This is a genomic window from Dysgonomonas sp. 511, from assembly GCF_010501105.1.
GTDB lineage: Bacteria > Bacteroidota > Bacteroidia > Bacteroidales > Dysgonomonadaceae > Dysgonomonas.
The window spans coordinates 95263-117278 of the sequence record NZ_QVMQ01000009.1 but is presented as its reverse complement, the minus strand read 5'-3'; the positions used below and the strand labels follow the sequence as shown (position 1 = coordinate 117278).

At 42.8% G+C, this 22016-nt stretch carries 14 protein-coding genes; 3 read left to right on the top strand and 11 right to left on the bottom strand.

Features of this window, described 5'->3' with window-relative positions:
- Positions 1-6 precede the first annotated feature (6 nt).
- The gene (locus D0T57_RS05525) at positions 7-1863 is read right to left on the bottom strand and encodes a YgiQ family radical SAM protein (RefSeq protein ID WP_163271699.1); all 1857 of its coding nucleotides are present in this window, start codon (positions 1861-1863) and stop codon (positions 7-9) included.
- Positions 1864-2340: 477 nt separating this feature from the next.
- Here D0T57_RS05525 and D0T57_RS05520 point away from each other — a divergent pair, with 477 nt between their 5' ends.
- Positions 2341-4971: a valine--tRNA ligase gene (locus D0T57_RS05520; protein ID WP_163271697.1), complete on the top strand. Its 2631-nt coding sequence runs from the start codon at positions 2341-2343 to the stop codon at positions 4969-4971.
- Between the two features lie 124 nt (positions 4972-5095).
- Here the strand turns inward: D0T57_RS05520 and D0T57_RS05515 are convergent, their stop codons facing one another.
- From D0T57_RS05515 to D0T57_RS05495, 5 genes are all read right to left on the bottom strand, one after another.
- Positions 5096-6328, bottom strand: a complete 1233-nt coding sequence (locus D0T57_RS05515) for a sialate O-acetylesterase (protein ID WP_163271695.1) — start codon at positions 6326-6328, stop codon at positions 5096-5098.
- Positions 6329-6420: 92 nt separating this feature from the next.
- Positions 6421-7110 carry a DKNYY domain-containing protein gene (locus D0T57_RS05510; RefSeq protein ID WP_255490510.1) on the bottom strand — a complete coding sequence of 230 codons (690 nt, stop codon included), beginning with the start codon at positions 7108-7110 and terminating at the stop codon, positions 6421-6423.
- The gene (mutS, locus tag D0T57_RS05505; protein ID WP_185154636.1) at positions 7094-9676 is read right to left on the bottom strand and encodes a DNA mismatch repair protein MutS; all 2583 of its coding nucleotides are present in this window, start codon (positions 9674-9676) and stop codon (positions 7094-7096) included. Before mutS ends, D0T57_RS05510 begins: the two co-directional genes overlap by 17 nt.
- 307 nt (positions 9677-9983) lie before the next feature.
- On the bottom strand, positions 9984-10751 hold the full coding sequence (locus D0T57_RS05500; RefSeq protein ID WP_221412289.1) for a hypothetical protein: 768 nt from the start codon (positions 10749-10751) through the stop codon (positions 9984-9986).
- A gap of 148 nt (positions 10752-10899) precedes the next feature.
- Positions 10900-11094: a hypothetical protein gene (locus D0T57_RS05495; protein WP_163271687.1), complete on the bottom strand. Its 195-nt coding sequence runs from the start codon at positions 11092-11094 to the stop codon at positions 10900-10902.
- Between the two features lie 78 nt (positions 11095-11172).
- Here D0T57_RS05495 and D0T57_RS05490 point away from each other — a divergent pair, with 78 nt between their 5' ends.
- Positions 11173-13275 (top strand): hypothetical protein, encoded by a 2103-nt coding sequence (locus D0T57_RS05490; protein ID WP_163271685.1) that lies wholly within the window; start codon positions 11173-11175, stop codon positions 13273-13275.
- A gap of 52 nt (positions 13276-13327) precedes the next feature.
- On the opposite strand, the gene D0T57_RS05485 is transcribed toward D0T57_RS05490, so the two are convergent.
- Positions 13328-14107, bottom strand: coding sequence for a hypothetical protein (locus tag D0T57_RS05485; RefSeq protein ID WP_163271683.1), 780 nt, complete (start codon positions 14105-14107; stop codon positions 13328-13330).
- Between the two features lie 220 nt (positions 14108-14327).
- Between D0T57_RS05485 and D0T57_RS05480 the strand changes: the two genes are divergently transcribed.
- A complete protein-coding gene (locus tag D0T57_RS05480) occupies positions 14328-16625 on the top strand; it encodes a BamA/TamA family outer membrane protein (RefSeq protein WP_163271681.1) in 2298 nt (765 codons plus the stop codon).
- Between the two features lie 252 nt (positions 16626-16877).
- Here D0T57_RS05480 and D0T57_RS05475 read toward each other — a convergent pair whose 3' ends face one another.
- The 4 genes from D0T57_RS05475 to thrA are packed head-to-tail and all read right to left on the bottom strand — an operon-like array spanning position 16878 to position 22006.
- Complete coding sequence (locus tag D0T57_RS05475) at positions 16878-18089, bottom strand: cofactor-independent phosphoglycerate mutase (RefSeq protein ID WP_163271679.1); 1212 nt, start codon at positions 18087-18089, stop codon at positions 16878-16880.
- A 12-nt stretch (positions 18090-18101) separates the two neighbouring features.
- Positions 18102-19178 (bottom strand): acyltransferase family protein, encoded by a 1077-nt coding sequence (locus D0T57_RS05470; protein ID WP_163271677.1) that lies wholly within the window; start codon positions 19176-19178, stop codon positions 18102-18104.
- A gap of 20 nt (positions 19179-19198) precedes the next feature.
- A complete protein-coding gene (locus D0T57_RS05465) occupies positions 19199-19561 on the bottom strand; it encodes a hypothetical protein (protein ID WP_163271675.1) in 363 nt (120 codons plus the stop codon).
- 3 nt (positions 19562-19564) lie between these two features.
- Positions 19565-22006, bottom strand: a complete 2442-nt coding sequence (gene thrA / locus D0T57_RS05460) for a bifunctional aspartate kinase/homoserine dehydrogenase I (protein ID WP_163271673.1) — start codon at positions 22004-22006, stop codon at positions 19565-19567.
- Positions 22007-22016 lie beyond the last annotated feature (10 nt).

Below are 22016 nucleotides of genomic sequence, written 5' to 3'. Positions count from 1 at the left end.
TGACTATTATTTTCGTTTTGGTTTTATATTGCTGTTGTCCGGATAAAGCTTTTTTATCAGGTCTTTACGGTTTATTTTGTTCAACGATTTTATAATCTGGTTTTTGTATTCCCTGTCGTACCAGAAGAAGTATTGCCTCTGAGCCAGTTTTTGTTCTTTAGTTCGTGCTGTATATACTTTTTCCAGTGTATAGGGGTGGTAACCGGTATAATACATCTCGGTGGCGAGCGTCATGGGCGAAGGGGTGAAGTCTTGTATTTGCTCCAGTTTAAACCCTAATGGCTTGGTAGTTGAAGCCAGTTCTGCCATATCTTCTTCTTTGCATCCCGGATGCGATGATATGAAATAGGGTATAAGTTGTTGATTTATAGCCTCTTCCTTATTTATTTTGTCGAATATCTTCTTGAATGTATAGAACTGGTCGAAGCTTGGTTTCCGCATATAATTCAGTACCCTGTCGGATGTATGCTCCGGAGCGACCTTCAATCTGCCCGATACATGGTTCTTTATCAGCTCTTTAGTATATTGGTTTGCCGATTTGTTTATTTTTTCGTCGTCGCTTCTGTGCAGGAGCATATCGTAGCGCACCCCACTGCCGATAAACGATTTTTTTATTGCGGGCAGTGCATCTACTGCTTTATAGATGTCGAGCAATGGTGTGTGGTCTGTATTCAGGTTTTTGCAGATTTTTGGGTGGATGCACGACGGGCGTTTGCATTTGCTGCATACATCCTGATCTTTCCCCTGCATCTTATACATATTTGCCGAAGGGCCGCCGAGGTCGCTCAGGTAGCCTTTGAAGCCCGGCATATCTGCTATTTGTTTCACTTCTTTGAGTATCGACGTTTTCGACCGCGAAGCTATAAACTTGCCCTGATGCGCCGATATGGTACAGAAGGCGCATCCTCCGAAACATCCCCGGTGCATATTTACCGAGAATTTTATCATTTCGAATGCCGGAATCGTTTTGTTCTTGTATTTTGGGTGCGGCAGGCGGGTGTATGGCAGGTCGAACGATGCGTCTATCTCCTGTTCCGACATGGGAGGGTAGGGAGGATTGATTACAACTGCCTTGTCGTCGCAGTGCTGTATAATCCTTGCTGCGTTTGCCATATTCGACTGCTCTTCTATTATCCTGAAATTGCGGGCTTGTTTCAGCTTGTCGGCAAGGCATTCTTCGTGCGAGTGTAGTATGATGTCTTCTTTGTTGCCGGAATATGCATTTATTTGCGTTTTTTCGGACAAAAAGGAGGTTTGGGGTATATCTGTTAGCTGCGATACGGTTTTGCCCGATTTTAGCTCCGCAACGAGCTTTTTTAATGGCTGCTCGCCCATACCGTATATCAGTATGTCGGCTTGCGAGTCGGCGAGTATCGATTTATGCAGTTTGTCGTCCCAATAGTCGTAGTGCGTCACCCTGCGCAACGATGCTTCTATGCCTCCCAAAACGATGGGCACATTGGGAAACAGGTCTTTGAGTATGTTGCTATATACTACCGATGTCCTGTCGGGACGCATATCTGCCCTTCCGTCGGGGGTATAGGCATCGTCGGAACGCTTGCGCTTGTTGGCAGTGTAATGGTTGATCATCGAGTCCATTGCTCCTGCACTTACGCCGAAAAACAGGCGGGGTTTGCCCAGTTTCTTGAAGTCGCGCAGGTCGTCGCGCCAGTTTGGTTGTGGCACGATGGCTACCCGCAGCCCTTCTTTTTCGAGCAGGCGTCCTATTACGGCAGCGCCAAACGATGGATGGTCTATATAGGCATCGCCGGAGAAAAGGATTACATCCAGTTCGTCCCATCTCCTGAGTTCCACCTCTTTTTTGGTGGTCGGCAGCCAGTCGGTCAGTCGGTATTCTTTCATAACTGGCTGTAAAGTTATTGTTTTTTCTGTGGTTTGTTTTTCCTTTTATTTTATTATTAACGTTTTCAGTGTATTAGTAATGCTTTTTTGTGATGGAGAAGGGTGGGGATGTGTTAAAATGGGGGATTCACTCTGTTTTTATAAAAGTTATTGGGTTATCATTTTTATAAATAATTATTTTCTATTTATCTATTATAAGCCCCTATAACCAGAACTTAACAGCACCCCCTTTTAGAGAGATACAAGGTACCAGTAGACGAGTAAACGAGTTGGTTCTTGATAAAATATGAACTCGTGTCTCGTATCTTGTTTACTTGTATCTAAAGATATTGTTGACTGATAACTGAAAAAGAGTTACTTTTTAACTAAATAGCCTGGCTATACAATAGAATTTTGCACGAGCGTATTAATAAACAGGAGCAAATAGAAAACTATTTCGTATTTTTGTTCCCTCAAAAACGATAATGAACTATTAATATGGAAATTGCAAGTAAGTACAATCCTGCCGAAGTAGAGGACAAATGGTACAAATACTGGCTCGAAAAGAAATTCTTTCACTCCGAGCCCGATAGTCGCGAACCTTATACAATCGTGATCCCGCCGCCAAACGTCACCGGCGTCCTGCACATGGGACATATGCTCAACAACACTATACAGGATATACTTGTACGCCGCGCCCGTATGCAAGGCAAGAATGCCTGCTGGGTTCCCGGCACCGACCACGCTTCTATCGCCACCGAAGCAAAAGTTGTGGCAAAGCTTGCTTCCGAAGGTATCAACAAGAACGACCTTACCCGCGAGGAGTTTCTCAAGCATGCTTGGGACTGGACTCACAAGCATGGCGGCATCATCCTCGAACAGCTAAAAAAACTAGGTGCTTCGTGCGACTGGGATCGTACCTGTTTCACGATGGACGAGAAGCGTTCCGAAAGCGTTATCAAGGTTTTTGTCGATTTATACAACAAGGGGCTTATCTATCGCGGCATCCGTATGGTCAATTGGGATCCTGCTGCAAAGACCGCAGTATCGGACGAAGAGGTTATCCATAAGGAAGAACACGGAAAGCTGTATTATGTAAGGTATGAAATAGCCCCCCCGACCCCCCAAGGGGGGAGTACATACATTGTAGTTGCCACTACCCGACCCGAAACCATCTTTGGCGATATAGCCGTATGTATCAATCCTAACGATCCGAAAACAGCTCATATGAAAGGCAAGAAGGTGATAGTGCCTATCGCCAACCGCGTAGTGCCTATCATAGAAGACGAATATGTGGATATGGAATTTGGTACGGGATTCCTGAAAGTGACCCCTGCCCACGATGTAAACGACTATATGCTGGGGCAGAAGCACAACCTCGAAGGAATTGATATACTCAACGACGATGGCACACTCAACGAGCATGGACTGCAATATGCAGGAATGGATCGTTTCGAAGTGCGTAAGAAGATAGAGAAAGACCTCGATGAACTGGGATTGCTCGAAAAAGTAGAAGCTTATACCAACAGTGTAGGTTATTCGGAGCGTACACATGTACCTATCGAGCCGAAACTGTCGATGCAATGGTTCCTCAAAATGGAGAATCTGGCAAAGCCTGCGCTCGATGCAGTAGAAAGCGATACTATAAAGTTCCATCCTGCCAAGTTCAAAAACATGTACCGTCACTGGATGGAAAATATCAAGGACTGGAATATCAGCCGCCAGCTATGGTGGGGACATCAAATACCTGCATATTATCTGCCGGAAGGTGGATTTGTAGTAGGTGAAACGCCTGAGAAAGCATTGGAAGAAGCACATAAGATAAATCCCAATCTCAAGATGGAAGATCTCCGTCAGGATGAAGATTGCCTCGACACATGGTTTTCATCGTGGCTATGGCCTATCTCTGTTTTCGATGGCATCAATAACCCAGACAACGAAGATATCAGCTATTACTATCCTACCAACGACCTGGTGACTGCCCCTGAAATCATATTCTTCTGGGTGGCGCGCATGATTATGGCGGGATATGAATACCGTGGCGAGGCTTGTTTCCACAATGTATATTTCACAGGTATTGTACGCGACAAGCAGGGACGCAAGATGTCGAAATCGCTCGGCAACTCGCCCGACCCTATCGAACTGATGGAGAAATATGGTGCAGACGGCGTGCGTATGGGTATGCTGTTGACTTCGCCTGCCGGAAACGACTTGCCATTCGACGAAGGGCTTTGCGAACAGGGACGTAATTTCAATAACAAGATATGGAATGCTTTCCGCTTGGTGAAAGGCTGGGAAGTAAGCGACAGTATAGCGCAACCCGAATCGGCAAAGATAGCTATCGACTGGTTCGAAAACGTATTGGCTAAGACACTCGGTGAAATGGACGACTTGTTTGGCAAATACCGTCTGTCGGAAGCCCTGATGGCAGTATATAAGCTTTTCTGGGACGAGTTTTCGTCGTGGTATCTTGAGATGGTGAAACCTGCTTACCAACAGCCGATAGACAGGAAAACCTACGAAGCTACACTTGGCTTCTTCGATTCGTTGCTTCGTTTGCTTCATCCGTTTATGCCGTTCATCACCGAAGAACTATGGCAGGCACTGACCGAAAGGAAAGACGGTGAAAGCATTATGATATCGGCAATGCCAAAAGATATAACATTTGATAGCAGTTTGCTCGATGCCTTCGAGAAAGTGAAAGAGACTATTGCCGGAGTACGCACAATACGCCTGCAAAAGAATATTCCTAACAAGGAGCAGCTAGGGCTCGATGTTATCGGTGAATACAACAATGCATTCGATAGCGTCATTGCCAAGATGGCAAACCTATCGGAGATTAAATCCGTGAGCGAAAAGGATGCGACAGCAGCTTCGTTTCTTGTAGGTACAACCGAGTTCTCCGTTCCATTGGGCAATAACATTGATATTGAGGCAGAATTGAAGAAGCTCAACGAAGAACTTATCTACCTCGAAGGCTTCTTAAAATCGGTAGCGAAGAAGCTAAGCAACGAGAAGTTTGTGGCCAATGCCAAGCCTGAGATCGTAGAAAACGAACGCAAGAAACAAGCGGATGCCGAAAGCAAGATAAAGACTATAAAGGAGAGTATAGCTAATCTGAGCAAGTAGATCTATATAAAGCAAGAAGGTGTCCTAAAAGTAATAAAGGACACCTTTCTTTTTTGTGTTGAATTTGATAAAAATGCTCCAATATGTATAGCCGATAAAACAGCGATATTACAGCATAAACGGGCTACAACTTATACTCGAAGATGGAGCACCAGTTATACATACTGAAAGTAGTCCCGCCAATTTTCATTTTCACACTACTACTGTCATGCAGTTCCCCGGCATTCCGGTTATTAGTATTAGAAAATCCGTATGTCACGGTCACATCCCTTGGCGTATCCACACATTCTATCTTGATGGTATTGTCAGATACTATAATAACAAACTTTATTAGTTCTTTTCCTTCGCTGTTCTTTACAGAAAATCCATGATTTGGTATATTTTCCGTCAGATAATCTGGTTTGCTGAATGCCAAGCCTCCCTTATTAAAAACAAGCAGGATATTATCTCCACTTACCGTATGAGAAACCGGTCGCAGCGGCTCCCATTCATTTCCTGATAAGATCTCGCTCAGGACATGTCCATAATAAGCACCCAACAACTTAGAACTTACATTCACCAGATGCCACTTGTCAAAATATTGCATATGATAGATAGGCGTTGCCATATAAAAACCATTGCCGGCTTCAATACCAAGTTCGTACAGAGCAAGCCCTATATCCGGATAAGACTTACCTGCCGAATAAGATGACGAAACCTGGTAAGTAATAAATGGCAATTTAGAATAGTCCTCTCCTGTTATGACTTCAACATCGGCAATTAAATCGGCTCTCAGTTGCTTTAATTTTGTTTTGTAATACTCAATACCATTACCATAATCATATTCTCCCTGAGACCATGTAACAGCCAAAAGCTTGTATGATTTACCCTGCTCATCTGCCAGCCTCTTTGCATTTGTCACATCAGCCAACATATTATTATACCATTCGGAACCCTTAGACAACTGAGCGATAGTTGTTGACCCTTTTGCACAACACGATGATAAAATGTAAGCTTCTCCGGGCTTATAGTCTATGATGAATTTTTGAGCTGTACCGGCAGCAGGAGTCTCCCCGTTTTCTTCGTTAAGCTGTTCTATATGAGGTACGAAAAAACGATACATGGGATTTAAACCATAATGGGTCTTTATGCCATGATTAAACATCAATGCATTATCAGCAAAAGGACTTGTCGTTAAAACGGGACTGCTGTGCGAACCCTCGCCTAGCGATTGTCCATAAGTGATAATATGGTTAATATCTGCAAGTTCAAATTTAGCAGGCTCTTCGGGTACTTCGTTGTTATCGTTATCGTCGCCTCCACAAGAATAGAATGCCATTATTGCAAAGCTCGCAAATAAGGCTAAAATCTTTTTCATAAAATTACTCTCCTTAAAGTTTTGTCTGGTTTAGTGAATAGTTTGTAATTCAGAATTTGCCAACCTTTAATTTTAATTGTATTTCAATTATTCTATTTTCTATTTTTTTCTATTTCAGTTCTGGCTTTATTCACTTCTGCCCCTTTGAGTAAATCGCTCCCTGCATAAAAGTTTTCGCCATCAGTACTAAAAATATCAACATTTATCCATGTAGCCGGATTTGCATTTTTCAACTTCCTCCCATTCCAAAATACAGAATTTTTATCTTTACCAAAGTCATGGTCAACGACAACAAAAGAATCAAAATCCGCATCTTTCAAAATCTGCGTTTTGCCACCATAAGCATAATGAAAAATATGATTTTTGTCTCTACCAAATCCGGTAGGTGCAATCCATACATACCTTAAATAGCCATCATCCAATACCTCAAAAGTGTTAGGGTCTGCATCTTTTAATATTCCTCTGTTGGTATATACATGATTCCTGTCTTTGGCAAAAGCCCAGTTGAGGACTTCGAAGGTTTCGGGATCAGCTTTTTTAAAAGCAGAGCCTTCAAAATAGCATCGATTCTTGTCTTTAGCAAACCAACCTGTATAGAGTGTGAATGATTTGATATCGGCTTTTTTAATTATAAAATCTGGTCCAGCATAGAAAATGTTTGCCCCATCTGTCCAATAACGTATGTCCATGTCGTAAGTTTGGGGTATTTGTATCTCATTCATGTTCCGTTTGTAATTTATGAAAACTTCCTTATTTAAATATGTCTTATTTCCCCTTAACAATCTTCTTTATCTCGTTCAACTTATTCAAAGCCTCCATAGGAGTAAGATTGTCGATATCCAGCGATTTTATTTCGTCGCGCACCTGACTGAGCACCGGGTCGTCCAACTGGAAGAAGTTTAGTTGATATCCTTCCCTATTCTCTTGTATATCAGTTATAGGCTTCGCGATTCCCTGTTTGCGATTGTCCGATTCCAGTTGCTTAAGTATGCTATTCGCACGCTTGACAATGCTCTGCGGCATACCTGCCATCTTGGCTACGTGGATACCGAAGCTGTGTTCGCTACCGCCTTTTACAAGCTTGCGCAGGAAGATCACCTTATTGTCTACTTCTTTTACCGAAACGTTGTAATTCTTTATCCGTTTGAAGGATTTCTCCATCTCATTCAGTTCGTGGTAGTGGGTGGCAAACAGCGTTTTGGCATTCGCCTTCGGATGTTCGTGTATGTATTCTACTATTGCCCATGCTATGGAGATGCCATCGTAGGTACTTGTGCCGCGTCCCAGCTCGTCGAAGAGTACAAGGCTTTTGGGCGATAGGTTGTTGAGTATATCGGCAGCCTCGTTCATTTCCACCATAAAGGTAGATTCGCCCAGCGATATATTGTCGGAAGCCCCTACACGGGTGAATATCTTGTCTACCAGCCCTATCTGTGCAGCTTCGGCCGGTACAAAACAGCCTGCCTGAGCCATCAGGGTGATAAGTGCCGTTTGGCGGAGCAATGCGGACTTACCCGCCATATTAGGCCCGGTAATCATAATTATCTGTTGCGAATCGCTGTCAAGATATACATCATTGGTTATATACTGTTCGCCCGGAGGCAGTTGCTTTTCGATTACAGGATGCCGTCCGGCCTTGATATTCAGCACATCGGTGTCGTTGATTTCGGGGCGGATATACTTGTTCTCTTTTGCTATTTTGGCATACGACAGCAGGCAGTCTACCTGCGCTATCAGGTTTGCATTCAACTGTATGGTAGGGATATAGTCTACCAGGCTGATTACAAGATCGTTGAATATATTTGTTTCCAGTGCTAATATCTTCTCTTCGGCTCCCAGTATCTTCTCTTCGTACTCCTTCAATTCCTGCGTAATGTAGCGTTCGGCATTTACAAGGGTCTGCTTACGTATCCAGTCGGCAGGCACTTTATCTTTATGCGTATTGCGCACTTCTATGTAGTAGCCAAACACGTTGTTGAAGCTGATTTTGAGTGACGAAATGCCCGTAGCGTCCATCTCACGCTGTTGCAGCTTCACCAGGTAGTCTTTTCCCGAATAGGCAATTTCCCTCAACTCGTCGAGTTCGGTGTTCACTCCTTTGTTGATTACATTGCCCCTGTTGAGCAATGAAGGCGGATCGGCCTGCACTTCTTTTTCTATCCTGTCGCGGATTACAGGGCAGGGGTTCAGTTTCTCGCCTATCTCCCTGAGGCTCATCTCGTCGGAAGCGAGGAAGGCTTCGCGAATGGGGTCTATTGCTTTCAGTGCTACCTTTAGTTGCATTACCTCGCGGGGCGAAATACGCCCTACTGCCACTTTAGAGATGATACGTTCAAGATCGCCAATCAGCGAAAGCTGTTCTTCGAGCCGGTTTTTGAGTTCTATGTCTTTGAAGAAATACTCTACTACCGACAGGCGGTTGTTGATGGGTTTCACATCTTTCAGTGGGAATACAAGCCAGCGGCGCAACATGCGCGCACCCATAGGCGACACGGTGCGGTCTATAATATCCAAGAGGCTTTTGCCGCCCTCGTTCATAGTGGATATGAGTTCGAGGCTGCGTACCGTAAACTTGTCGAGGCGCACATATTTGTCTTCTTCTATGCGCGACAGCGAGGTTATATGCCCTATCTGCGTATGCTGTGTGATGTCGAGGTAATGCAATATGGTTCCTGCTGCTATAACGCCATTGTTGAGATGCTGCACGCCGAAGCCTTTCAGGTTCTTTGTCTCGAAATGTTTTAGCAGGCGGTCGCGGGCGGTATCTTCGGTAAATACCCAGTCTTCGAGTTCGAAGACGAAGAAGCGCGGGCCGAAGTATTCTTCAAACTGCTTTTTCTTGCTTCTTTCTATCAGCACTTCCTTGGGCGAAAAGTTAGCCAGCAACTTGTCGATATACTCCTTCGCACCTTCGGCCACAAGAAATTCGCCTGTGGAAATATCGAGCAACGATATGCCGCAAACTCCTTTGGCAAAGTGTATTGCGCACAGGAAATTATTTTCTTTGTGGTTTAGTATATTGTCGTTGATAGATACTCCGGGAGTAACCAGTTCGGTGATGCCCCTTTTTACCAGAGTTTTGGTTTGCTTGGGATCTTCGAGTTGGTCGCAAATGGCAACCCTCTTGCCTGCACGCACCAGTTTGGGCAGGTAGGTATCGAGCGCATGGTGGGGAAATCCTGCAAGTTCGACCGACTGGGCACTGCCGTTTGCCCTGCGGGTGAGCGTGATGCCCAGTATTTCGGATGTATCAATGGCATCTTGCAGGAAGGTTTCGTAGAAATCGCCTACACGAAACAGGAGTATGGCATCAGGGTGCTTGCCCTTGATTTCGAAGTACTGTTTCATTAAAGGGGTTTCGGCTACTTTTTTCGACACGGCTTTTTCTTATTTTGATAGATTGTTACTTATTTTTCAAATTTCACTGTATTGCTTATACATTTTCAGTCAACAGTTATCAGTTAACAATATCTTTAGATACAAGCAAACAAGATACGAGGCCGGAGCAAATTTGTATAAGCAAACAAAGATAGGAAAAAATTCGGCGGGGAAATTAACAGTTTTCATTTAACAAAGAAAACTTACGATTCGTTAAGGGAAAGGGGGGCTTGTCTGGTCAATAGCTATAGGTCAACTTTTTTATTGGTAATAATTTTTACCTATAAAAAATCTTTCTTTTTGTTATTCTGGTTCTGTGATTGCTATCATCTTTCATCATACACTCTATCCAGTTACCTTTTTCATCAGTCTTGTAAGTATATATTTCATGACTGATGCCAAGACCGGTTCCTTTAAAAGTTTCTTCTACAATTAAGTTGTTCGCATCATACCTGCTTTTTGATGTTGTATAGCTTTTATCATCTGCTGATACACTTGTTAATATATTTCCTTTGTTATCGAAGGTTAACCGTTTTTCTAAATTATGTCTTTTGTTTGTTATGATCATTATATTTCGGGTATATTCTGTATATGTAGTGTCGGTACCCATGTCTGGATTATCTTCATATTTTAAGACTCCCATTAATTTGTTTTTTTCAATTTCGAAATAATATTCAGTAGCTTTTCCAAAATCTTTACTATGAGACATTATGGATGTAATATATTTTCCATTTTCGGATACATAGCTTGCAGTCGATTCCCAATCGCCTTCACTATCATACTCCTTCGCTGTATATACTATATTTCGATCGGGTGCAAAATGATAAGAACAAGTCCAATCTATGTTCATCCGGTCATTTTTATCGATGCTATAGAGGGAACAATATATGGAATCGACTTCTCCTGATATTGTTGTCGCATTGGCAGGCAAAATAATGCGGTAATAGTCATCTTCAGGCTTTTCTTTTCCTTGTAGTTTATTTTTACAACCTGTTAATATTAAAGCCATAAGGAAAAAATAAGTCATTCGCTTTAGCATCATCATTTTGTTAAATTTTATTCGTTAAAGTCAATCAAAAGTACAAAAGTTTATCTATAGAATAAAATTATGGCAAATGAGGAAAATACGATAAAGGTAAACGGAGTAGAGCAAAGTATAAAGAGTACTGAAAGGATAGGGAAACGGATAAATTTTAATTTTTCTTTATTTTCTTCTCTACAACGATAATTTTTTCTTCTCCCGTTTCTTTATCCTTTACTTTATATTCTTCTTTTTCGTATTTATCTGGTTCTAAGAAAGTTTCACCAAAGCTGGCAAGAGTTTCGCATCCTGAAAATATGAATAAGCAGGAAAAGGATAATGTTATAATTACAAATCTTTTTTTCATGGTTTTTCTTTTTTAACATTTTTGCGAATGTAAGGAATAAATTAAAAATAAAAAAATTATCTATAGAATAAAAACATTATGGCAAATAAAGAATTAAAATTTGAAGTTAAAAGTGTTGGTTTTGAGCCTCTTTACAAAAACTTAAATAAAGTAAATGATAGATCGAAAGAATTAGTCGATAATTATAAAAAAATCAACGATGCCTTTAAATCTGTGCTTAATCCGGCAGCAAAGAGTATAGAAAGTGTTGATAAACTTTTAAAAGCCTCAGTAAAACATATTTTACCGAATATGGAAAAAATCGCCCAGCTTAATGAGAAGATGGCGAAATCAGATTTGGAAACCAATGCTTTGAAAAATAAGAACCTATCAGTTGAAATAGCAGGGTTGGAACAAAAGAAAACGGTTATGTCTCAATTATATGAGTATTATGACAATGAAGAAAAAAAAATATTAGAAAAAGGAAAGAAACGGCAAAAAGAGCAATTAAAAGGAATAGATAATTATATTATCGCCCAGAAAGCGGCAGGAAAAGATACGACTGAAGCTGAAAAAGATAGGGCTGAATTTATAAAAAATTCAGACAATGCTATTTTAAATGCTGTAAAGGCGAATAATGAAAAGCGCAAGGAAGCTATAACTGCATCAGTAAAAGAAACATCGAAAAGTATAACTGAGATGTACACAAAACAAAAAGCTCTTATTCTGGAAGCAGCAGAGCTAGAAAGACAAAAGGCTCGCAATACATATGATACTGCTATTGAACAAGCTAAGACCGATGAAGAACGTATAGCATTAGAATCATCAAAGTCTGAGCGCATCAAGGCTATTGATGAAGATATGAATAATCAGCTGGCAGCAAACTCTAAAACTCAACTGGATGCTACAACAAAATTTGTAGATGATGCTATAAAACAAGTAACTGACAGGGTTGCAGAAAATAAGAAAAATGGAAATGGAATTACTGACATTGTTATGACCAAGGAGAATATAGCAGCATCTAAAGAACAGTTAGAGGAATATAAGAAAATGCTTGAGGACTCGCGAAATGCTGCTATCCTACATTATGCCGCTTTAGAAGCGGCAAATAAAGATGATGCCAGCAAGCTAAAACAGATACAGGCTGAAAAGGCTAAAACAATGGCTACTTACACCGACGGAATAAGTAAGATTGATAAGGCAATGACCGAAACCTCCCAAAAAGAGAATGGTTTAAGGACACAACAAATAAAAGATTTTGTCAACGTTGCAGAAAAATCACTAAAAGAACATAAAAAATCATTGGATAAATTAAAGGAATACAAAGAAAAATTTAATGAAGGTGCAGATTGGCTTGCCGATAAATTCATTCCCAAAGTAGAAGATATAGAAGGCGAAATTAAAAAGCTAGATGAAAAGCAGGCAGAAGTAGCAAAAAATAGAGAAAGTTATTCTGACGAACTCAAAATGCTAAGATACAAACAAGCTGATAATAGCCAACAAATGACAGATTATGAAATAGAACAATTAAAAAAATTGGAAGATGCCGAACAGGAAAATTTGAAAAAAGAACAGGAAATAGAAAAAGAGAAAGAAAAAAAGAAAAAAGAAAAAGAAAAAGCAGAGAGAGATAGGAAAAAGGTTGAATTAGGGAAAAAAATAGTGGAGGCAACAGCCGATGTAGCAGCTAGTGTTGCAAAAGCTCTTACGGCAGGCCCTTTTATCGGGCAGGCTATAGCAGCAATATATGCTGCTTATGGCACTGTTCAAATTGGCATTATGACAAAACAGTTATCTAAACTCGAAGACGGCGGCCTCCTCCGTGGCAAACGTCACTCGCAAGGCGGCATGCGCATAGAAGGCACAAATATAGAAGTGGAAGGCGGCGAATATGTTATCAACCGCGAATCGACAAGCAAAAACCTGGGACTAGTGCGCTATATCAATTCGCAGCGCAAAGCACTTACGCGATCAGACCTTAGCGGCTTTTTTTCTTCCGTGCCCTATAATTACGAGATGCCCTTTAGCCGCGAGTTTGCAGCAGGGCGCGAATTACCTGCGATAGAAGCCCCCGACACGGCTGATAATAAAGGGTTGTTGGATGCTATAAAATCTATCCGCATAGAGCCCAAAGTGGCAGTAACGGATATCCTTCGCGTGCAGGACGAAATGGTACAGGTGGATAGGTGGTCGGGGATATGATATTAATTGCTATTCGTTTACCAGAGACTACAAGATTCTGGTAAACGAGTTTTTATTTATATACCTTTCCAGTATATAAATCACCATTAAGCGAAGAAAAGGAAAGGTCATACAATAAAGTATTACCTACATAGACTTTACCAGTATACAAATCACCATTAAGCGAAGAAAAAGAAAGATCATACAATAAAGTATTATCTACATAGACTTTACCAGTATATAAATCACCATTAAGCGAAGAAAAGGAAAGGTCATACAATAAAGTATTACCTACATAGGCTTTACCAGTATATAAATCACCATTAAGCGAAGAAAAAGAAAAGTCATACAATAAAGTATTACCTACATAGGCTTTACCAGCATACAAATCACCATTAAGCGAAGAAAATGTCATTAAATAAATCACGTTATTATACCTATCCTTTCCCCCTCTTACATACTCCCCCTCTATATTAAAAACAATATCCCCTGTTGCAGTCGCCCCAGCGCGTATATAATTATCGTCGATATTGAAAACCACATCGCCCGATTTCTCTTTTCCTGCGCGGATAAGGTTGCCGTCACGATTGAAAACGATGTCACCGGTCTTGCTGCCGCCCGCACGTATATAGTCGCCATCGATATTGAAAACTGCATCGCCAGTCTTCAATTTTCCGGCACGCACCAGGTTGCCATCGATATTGAAAACGATATTGTCTGTTACCACAGGTGGGGTAGGAGGCTTGGGTGCGGGTTCGGGTATTATGGGTTCGTCATCGCCACAGGCCGCAAGGAGCAGGCAGAATATCAATAAACATCCGTATTTGTGTAAGGTATTCGATAGCGTTTTCATAATCGTTTTATTTTATACTTACCCGCCGCGCTGGAATGCAGCTGAAGAACAGTAGAAATCATATCTACAAATATAGACTAAATGATTTAACAAATGGTTTAATTTACCCTTTGAAAAAGTTAGGATAAGCGCAAAATAAAGTGGCAGTTATTAAGTTTCTTTCTATAAAGATCAGGCAGTTTGTTAAACATTGTATATTTGCAATCTGTTTATATTCCGTATGAAAAAACTTAACTATACCCTCGCCACATCATTGCTGTTTGCTTTTATAGCATGCAGCACTACAAAAAACATCCCCGAAGGCAAATACCTGCTCGATGAAATTGAGATAAAACACGATACAAAAAATGCCACTGCCGACCTCGAAGACTATGTGCGTCAGCAGCCCAACTCCAGTTTGCCCCTGTTGGGCAAATTCAGGTTGAAAATATACAATATGGCCGGCCAAGACACTGCCAGGTGGATGACCAGGGCTATCCGCAAAATAGGGCAGGCTCCTGTCGTTTTCAGCAATTCGCAAACAGCCATTTCGGCAACACAACTCCGCAAACAGCTCAATAACCAGGGATACCTGAATGCAGAGGTAGACACTGCCTTGCAAATAAAAGGCAAGAAGATATCCGTAACATACAACCTCAAAGGGAACGAACCATATAAGATACGGAACTATACCTATGCCATTTCCGACACCACCATTGCGCGCATTATGGGGCGCATCCCTATGGAGCCACTGCTGAAGCAAGGCGATTTCTACGATAAGGATATGCTCGAAGAAGAGCGCATCCGCGTGAACAATATAATGCGCAATGTGGGATATTACAATTTTTCGAAAGAATTTGTCTATTTCAAAGTAGACAGTACGCTCAACTCGCATCAGGCAGACTTGTATCTCGATGTCTATCCCCGCAGAGACAGCCTGCCTTATTCGCGCTACAGGATCAACGACATTACGGTAGTTTCGGGTATAAACACCATGACCAGTACCACCGACCGCGACCAACGCCGTACACGGTGGTTTTTCCGCAATGCCGATACTACAGAATACCACGGCATGAAAATCATACGGGGAAGGAATAAATTCCTTCGAAACTCGTCTGTTGCCCGCAACAATTTCCTTCGCAAAGGCTCTTACTACTCCGATCTCGCACAAAGCTATACCTATCAGGCATATACGAAGATGAGCGCGGTAAAACAGGTGAATATTGCCTTCAGCCAGTCGCCTGCCGACAGCACCAAGCTCGATGCCACCATTATCCTTTTGCCTGCCAACGCCCACTGGTTCAAGGCAGGGCTCGACGGCACAAACTCTGCCGGGGATATCGGTATTGCGCCAAGCGTTTCGTACAGCCATCAGAATTTGTTCAATGGTTCCGAGCAGTTGAATATACGGTTGAAAGGCGCATATGAGTTTGTTTCGGGCGATAAGTCCGACCTCTTGAGCCAGAATTTCTACGAGTACGGGGTAGAAACCAGCCTTACCTTTCCTATGTTCCTTTTCCCGTGGCTCAAAAAAAGCTGGCGCGAACAGCCGTCTGCTACTACACGTATCTCTTTGGGGCTTACCAATCAGCATCGGAAAGAGTACGACCGCCAGTTTTTCAATGCCGCTATCAATTATGGATGGGTGAGCAAGCGGGGGCGTATGACACATAGCCTCGATTTTCTCGATATCAACTATATACGTATGCCGTGGGTTTCCGAGCAATTCGACAGCCTTTACCTCAGCAATAACAACAATCCCATCCTGCGCGAAAGCTACAGGGATCAGCTGGTTGCCCGCACGGGATATACAATAACACTGACAAACAGAAGGCGTATCAATGCACTTTACCCTACATACAGCCTGCGCGGTTCTGTCGAGGTTTCGGGTGCTTTGCCTCGCCTTGTCACTACCCTCAACGGAGCAGATAGGGACCAGTTTGGGCAGAAGAAAATAGTGGGTGTTGCCTATGCCGAATATCTGAAAGGAACGATCGATTATGCCCGTACGTTCTATTTGTCGAAGAAGCATTCGCTGGCATATCACGTAGGGCTGGGCTTGGCTCACCCTTATGGCAACTCGGATGTTTTGCCGTTCGAAAGGCGTTTTTTTGCAGGAGGAACCAACAGTATCCGGGGCTGGTCTACACGTTCGCTCGGTCCGGGTTCGTACAGGCGAAAAACCGGAGGAAGCGACTTTGTAAACCAGACAGGCGATATGAAGTTCGAATTTAGTGTCGAAAACCGTATGAAAATAAGTCCCCTATTCGAATTTGCCCAATTCATCGATGCCGGTAATATCTGGACACTAAAAGATTATCCCGACCAGGAAGGCGGGCAGTTTAAGTTCAATTCCTTCTATAAGGAGCTGGCAGTAGCTTATGGAGTAGGGCTTCGCCTCGACCTCAGTTTCCTTCTCCTCCGCTTCGATGTAGGTGCGCGGGCTTATGACCCCGAAGAAGGCTCCCGCCATTTTGTGCTTTTCAGGCCGGCATGGAAACGGGCTGCATTTCACTTTGGTATAGGCTATCCATTTTGATAAGAGAGGCGGCTATCGCAAAAAAATAACAGGAAACCGCGACCTGTTTGCTTCAGGGCAAACGTATGAAATCTATCCGAACTCAATTCTGAGTTTTGTAGGGGCGAATTATCATTCGCCCGAAATAGAAAAAACCTGCGGGCGAATGATAATTCGCCCCTACAGTAGTCAAAACTGGAATATCATTTTTTCATGCGTTTGCCCTGCTGTTTGCTTGTTGTAGCTTCCTGTTGTTTTGTATAATCAGGCTGTTTATTTGTTATTAAACAATAATTCCATAAACTCCCTGCCTTTGATTAAACCATATGTTCCTTTTGGAGACTCGAATTCATCGTAAACCTGTACATTGTCGCTTTCTCCATCCGGACGGTATATCAGGAAGGGAACAGGCTTGCTGGTATGCGTTTTTATCGCACATGGCGTAGGATGGTCGGGCAGGATGGCGATAGTAACCGGTTCGTCCCAGTCTTTTGTTGCCTCATAGATTGTACGTACTACGCGATTGTCGAGATATTCGATAGTTTTCACCTTCAATTCGTAATCGCCTTCGTGACCGGCTTCGTCGCTGGCTTCTATGTGCAGATAGACGAAATCATCGGTTTTTAAGGCGTCGATGGCGGCCTGAGCCTTTCCTTCGTAATTGGTATCATAAAGCCCTGTCGCGCCTTCTACATGTATTTGTTTCAGCCCGGCATAAACGCCGATACCCATAATCAGGTCGACAGCCGAAATGACCGATCCGCTTTTTACCCCGAACAATTCCTGCAAGGTTTGCATTTGCGGACGATAGCCCGGCGACCAGGGCCAAATACTGTTGGCAGGGTCTTTGCCTTCTGCCATACGCTTGAGGTTTACCGGATGGTCTTTCAGTAGTTCCTGCGATTTCAATATCAGGCTGTTCAGGTAATCGGCAGTTTCCTGTGCTTCGGGTGTTTCGGCCTTTATCATCACATCGCCGAATGGCGTACCTATTTCGTCGTGCGGAGCGGCACAGTCGATATTCTTATTGCCTCCTTTTAGTTTCAGCAGGTGGCGGTACGATACTCCGGGGTAGAAACTTACCTTTCCATCGTTCAATTTCTCATCCAGAAAGCGGATAAGCTCGGCAGCTTCTTCATTCGAAATATGCCCTGCCGAATGGTTTTTTATCTTACCATCTTTGATACAGATAATATTGCAACGCATCGCCATTTCACCGGGAAGAATATCTACCCCCATACTGGCTGCTTCGAGCGAACCACGTCCTTCGAACACTTTGGGCACATCGTATCCCAATACCGACAAGTTGGCTATCTCGCTACCCGGTTTAAATCCGGGAGGGATAGTATCCAGTTCGCCACTCTTCCCTTTTGCTGCCAGCATATCAATATATGGCTTTTTTGCCGCTTGCAGGGGAGTTTTCCCCCCTAGTGCTGCGATGGGTTCGTCTGCTGCGCCATCGGCTAGTATTATGATTGTTTTCATGTTTAATTATTATTATTTAATATAAGCTGTTAGTTTATCTATAAATTTACTGAAATATATGTCTAAATTCATTTTAGCAATTAATCGTTCGATAGGGTCGGTTATCAGCATTCTTACTTTGTCTATTAAGATGCAGGTTATTACGATAAAAGCAGCTAAAAAGAATAAGAAAATAACATAAAGCCATTCACTTTCGATAACTGGAGCCAGTCTGCCGGTCAATTGGTGTATATATTGTGAAATATGGCTGTTTTCGTGAATCAGGTAAATAGGGAGGCAAGATGAAGCCGCCCAGTTTACTGTTTTGCTGCTGAAACGAAATTTCCTAAAAAACAGAAAAAAAGAGATTGCAGCAACTATAATAAACGGATTGTTGTAGGAGAGAGCGAATTGCCTCACCCACCTGATTCCGGTATCGAAATGAATGCCAAGTGCCATAAAGTGATATATTGCAAGCCCGATACCTGCCGTTATCAGGGAGAATAGGATATACATACCCATGTAAAATGCCCGCGATTTATTCCCGGCTATATACAGGGCTATAAACCTGCCAATCAGGTAGAGGAAGATAAAATTCACGGCATTGTAACCGCTTACATTAATCCCCTCGTTCCAAAAATAGCCGAAGTAGAATGTTACGATGCCCCATGCTCCAAGAAGTATTACAAACTCCCTTTTTGTGCAATTATCTACCACCTTATTCAGCATGGGAGATAACAGAAAGAGGATAATGTAGCTGGTAACAAACCACATGCCCGATCGCGAAAACGGGAAGAAGCTATAGATAATGGATTTGATGTCATACTCATTATTGCAAACGGAGAATATAATTAGTATGGCCAAAGAATAGAACACGCAAGTAAGGTACAGCTTGAAAAAGCCTTTGAATGTAGCACGGATGCCGAAAAAGCCGGATATAAGGATAAAACAATTTACAGCGATGAATAGAAAACTGCTGATGAATATTCCCGAGGCATTCATGCCATGCATCGGGCTGGAAGCAACCAGGTGAAGCAGCACGATAAGAAACATACAAACCAGCCTCAGTAGTTCGAAATTTGATTGTCTTGGTTTAGATATCTTATTCATAGCCTCTTTTCAATTAATCCTTAATGCGATGATGTTGCAGAATGCGGTTCGACAAAGGTACCTCTCAGTGTATCGAGGGGTAGCAACGCGCCTATCGGCACTGTATCGAATACTTCCTTTTTTGCAAAAAACTCGAGCGTGTCGTTTTCATCCGATATTACATAGAGTACCCATCTGTTGGGATAGGCTACCCTTCGTGTAACATTGTATTCTGTTACAACCGAATAGTTCCGCCTTACCTGTGTCTTAGTCCGCTTTTCTATCTTAGTTCCTTTCTTAGCCTTGCGAAACTCCTTCTTATAGACAATTCCCTCTTTGGGGTAATTTCCGGAGCAACAGGTGAGCAATAGTCCGGTGATAGCCAAAACCAAGAAATTTCTCATCGCTTACCGCACATTGGCTATACTGATAATATCGGAGAATACGCCTGCTGCCGTAACGCTGGCGCCGGCTCCGTATCCTTTTATTATCATCGGGTATTCGTTGTACCTTTCGGTAGTGATCTGAATAATATTGTTGCTGCCTTCGAGGTCGTAGAACGGATGGTTTTGTCCTACTTCCTGCAATCCTACTTCACATTTCCCGTTTTCGTATTTGGCAACAAAGCGCAAGTGTTTATGTTCTGCCTCCAGTTTCTTCCTTCTCGACTCAAATTCACCGTCCATTTCATCTATTGTCTGCCAAAACTCATCGAGCGAACCGTCGAAGTATTTCTTCGGTATAAACAGGTTTTTTACCACATCCTGCTGCTCTACGCAGTAGCCGGCTTCGCGGGTGAGTATAACCAACTTCCTTACCACATCCATACCGCTGAGGTCGATACGCGGGTCGGGTTCGGCATAGCCGTATTCTTTGGCCAGATGGATGGCTTTGCTGAATGGGATTTCGGCACTGATGGTATTGAAGATAAAATTCAGTGTTCCGGACAATACGGCTTCTATTTTCACGATTTTATCGCCGGAGTTAACCAGAGAGTTCATTGTGTTTATAATAGGCAATCCTGCCCCTACATTCGTTTCGAACAGGAACTTTATATTGCGTTCGCGCGCTGTATTTTTCAGTTTCAGGTAATTGTCGTACGACGACGAAGCAGCTACCTTATTTGCCGTAACCACCGATATATTGTTTGCCATCAGGTCGCCGTATATCTTTGCCACATCTTCGCTGGCTGTACAATCTACAAATACGGCGTTGAATATATTCATATTGACAATATTATCTCTCAATATCGCAGGGCTGCTGTCAATGCCTTTTGCATTGAGCTCTTCCCTGTAGTTGTCAAGGTTCAGCCCCTCGCGGCAGAATAAAGCTTTGCGTCCGCGTGCGATGCCTACTACATTCAGCTTCAAGCCGTATTGTTCCATAAGTTTTGGTTGCTGATGTTTGATTTGCCCGATGAGATCGTTGCCTACTGTACCGATACCTGTGATGAAAAGGTTCAGTGCTTTATAATCTGAAAGGAAAAAAGAATCGTGTATCGAGTTCAACGCTTTGCGCAGATGCTTATTCTTGATTACAAAAGAAATATTCACCTCCGATGCCCCTTGTGCGCAGGCAATGACGCTGATACCGCTTTTGCCAAGCGTTTCGAACAATTTACCGGCGATGCCCGGTGTATATTTCATATTCTCGCCTACGATGGCGACAGTTGCCAGTTCGGTTTCGAGCAATACCCGGTTGATGCTGCCCAGCGCAATCTCTTTCTCAAATTCTTCTTCGAGTACATGCACTGCCAGTTCGGCGTCTACCGAACGTACACCGATAGATGTACTGTTTTCGGACGATGCCTGCGAAACAAGGAATACGCTGATGCCATTCTTTGCCAAAGCGCGGAATATACGGAAGTTTACGCCGATGATACCAACCATACCCAGCCCTTGCACTGTTATCAGGCACGAGTCGGCAATAGAAGATATACCCTTTATCAACGCCTTGCTTTTTTTCTGCTCGCCGTTGTGTGATATATATGTACCCGGTGCATCGGGGCGGAATGTATTTTTTATCCTGATAGGGATGTTTTTGTGATAGACAGGGAAAATTGTCGGTGGATAGATAATTTTTGCCCCGAAGTTGCAAAGTTCGGTAGCCTCGGTAAACGATAAGGTTTCTATGACGTGTGCGCCGTTTATCACTTTTGGGTCGGCCGACATAAAACCGTCTACATCTGTCCATATCTCCAGTATATTTGCATCGAGCGCCGAAGCAAATATGGCGGCAGTATAATCGGAACCTCCACGTCCGAGGTTGGTTATCTCGCCTGTAGTTTTACAGGTGGAGATAAATCCTGCGACAAGTATCTTTTGGGAAGAAGACCGGAAAGCATCCTGAATCAATTTGTTCGACAATTCTATATCAGGTGTATGCTTGCCGAAAGCCGAATCGGTCTTTATCAGTTGTGCCGCATCCATTAGTTCGAGTTCATCGAAGGCATAACTGATGATGAGCGAAGACAGCCGCTCGCCGTAACTGACGATCTTATCGGATGTTTTAGGCGACAGGTCGTTGATAAGGAATACTCCTTTGAATATATTGCTGAGCTCTTCGAGCAGCTTGTTTACTTCTTTTTCGAGCATCTGTTTCTTATCGTCCGGCATGTCGAGCTTGCCTACTACCGTAATGTGCTGTTCTACTATCTCGCGAAATTCACGTTCGTACGAATAATCGCCGGCAGCAGCCATTTGCGAGGTGAGCAGCAGTTTGTCCGTTATACCTTTGAAAGCTGAAACAACAATCACTATAGGAGCTTTTACTTCTCCTATTATTTTTTTTACATTGGCTATATTAGCGGCCGAACCAATAGAGGTGCCGCCAAATTTCATTACTTTCATCGGTATATAT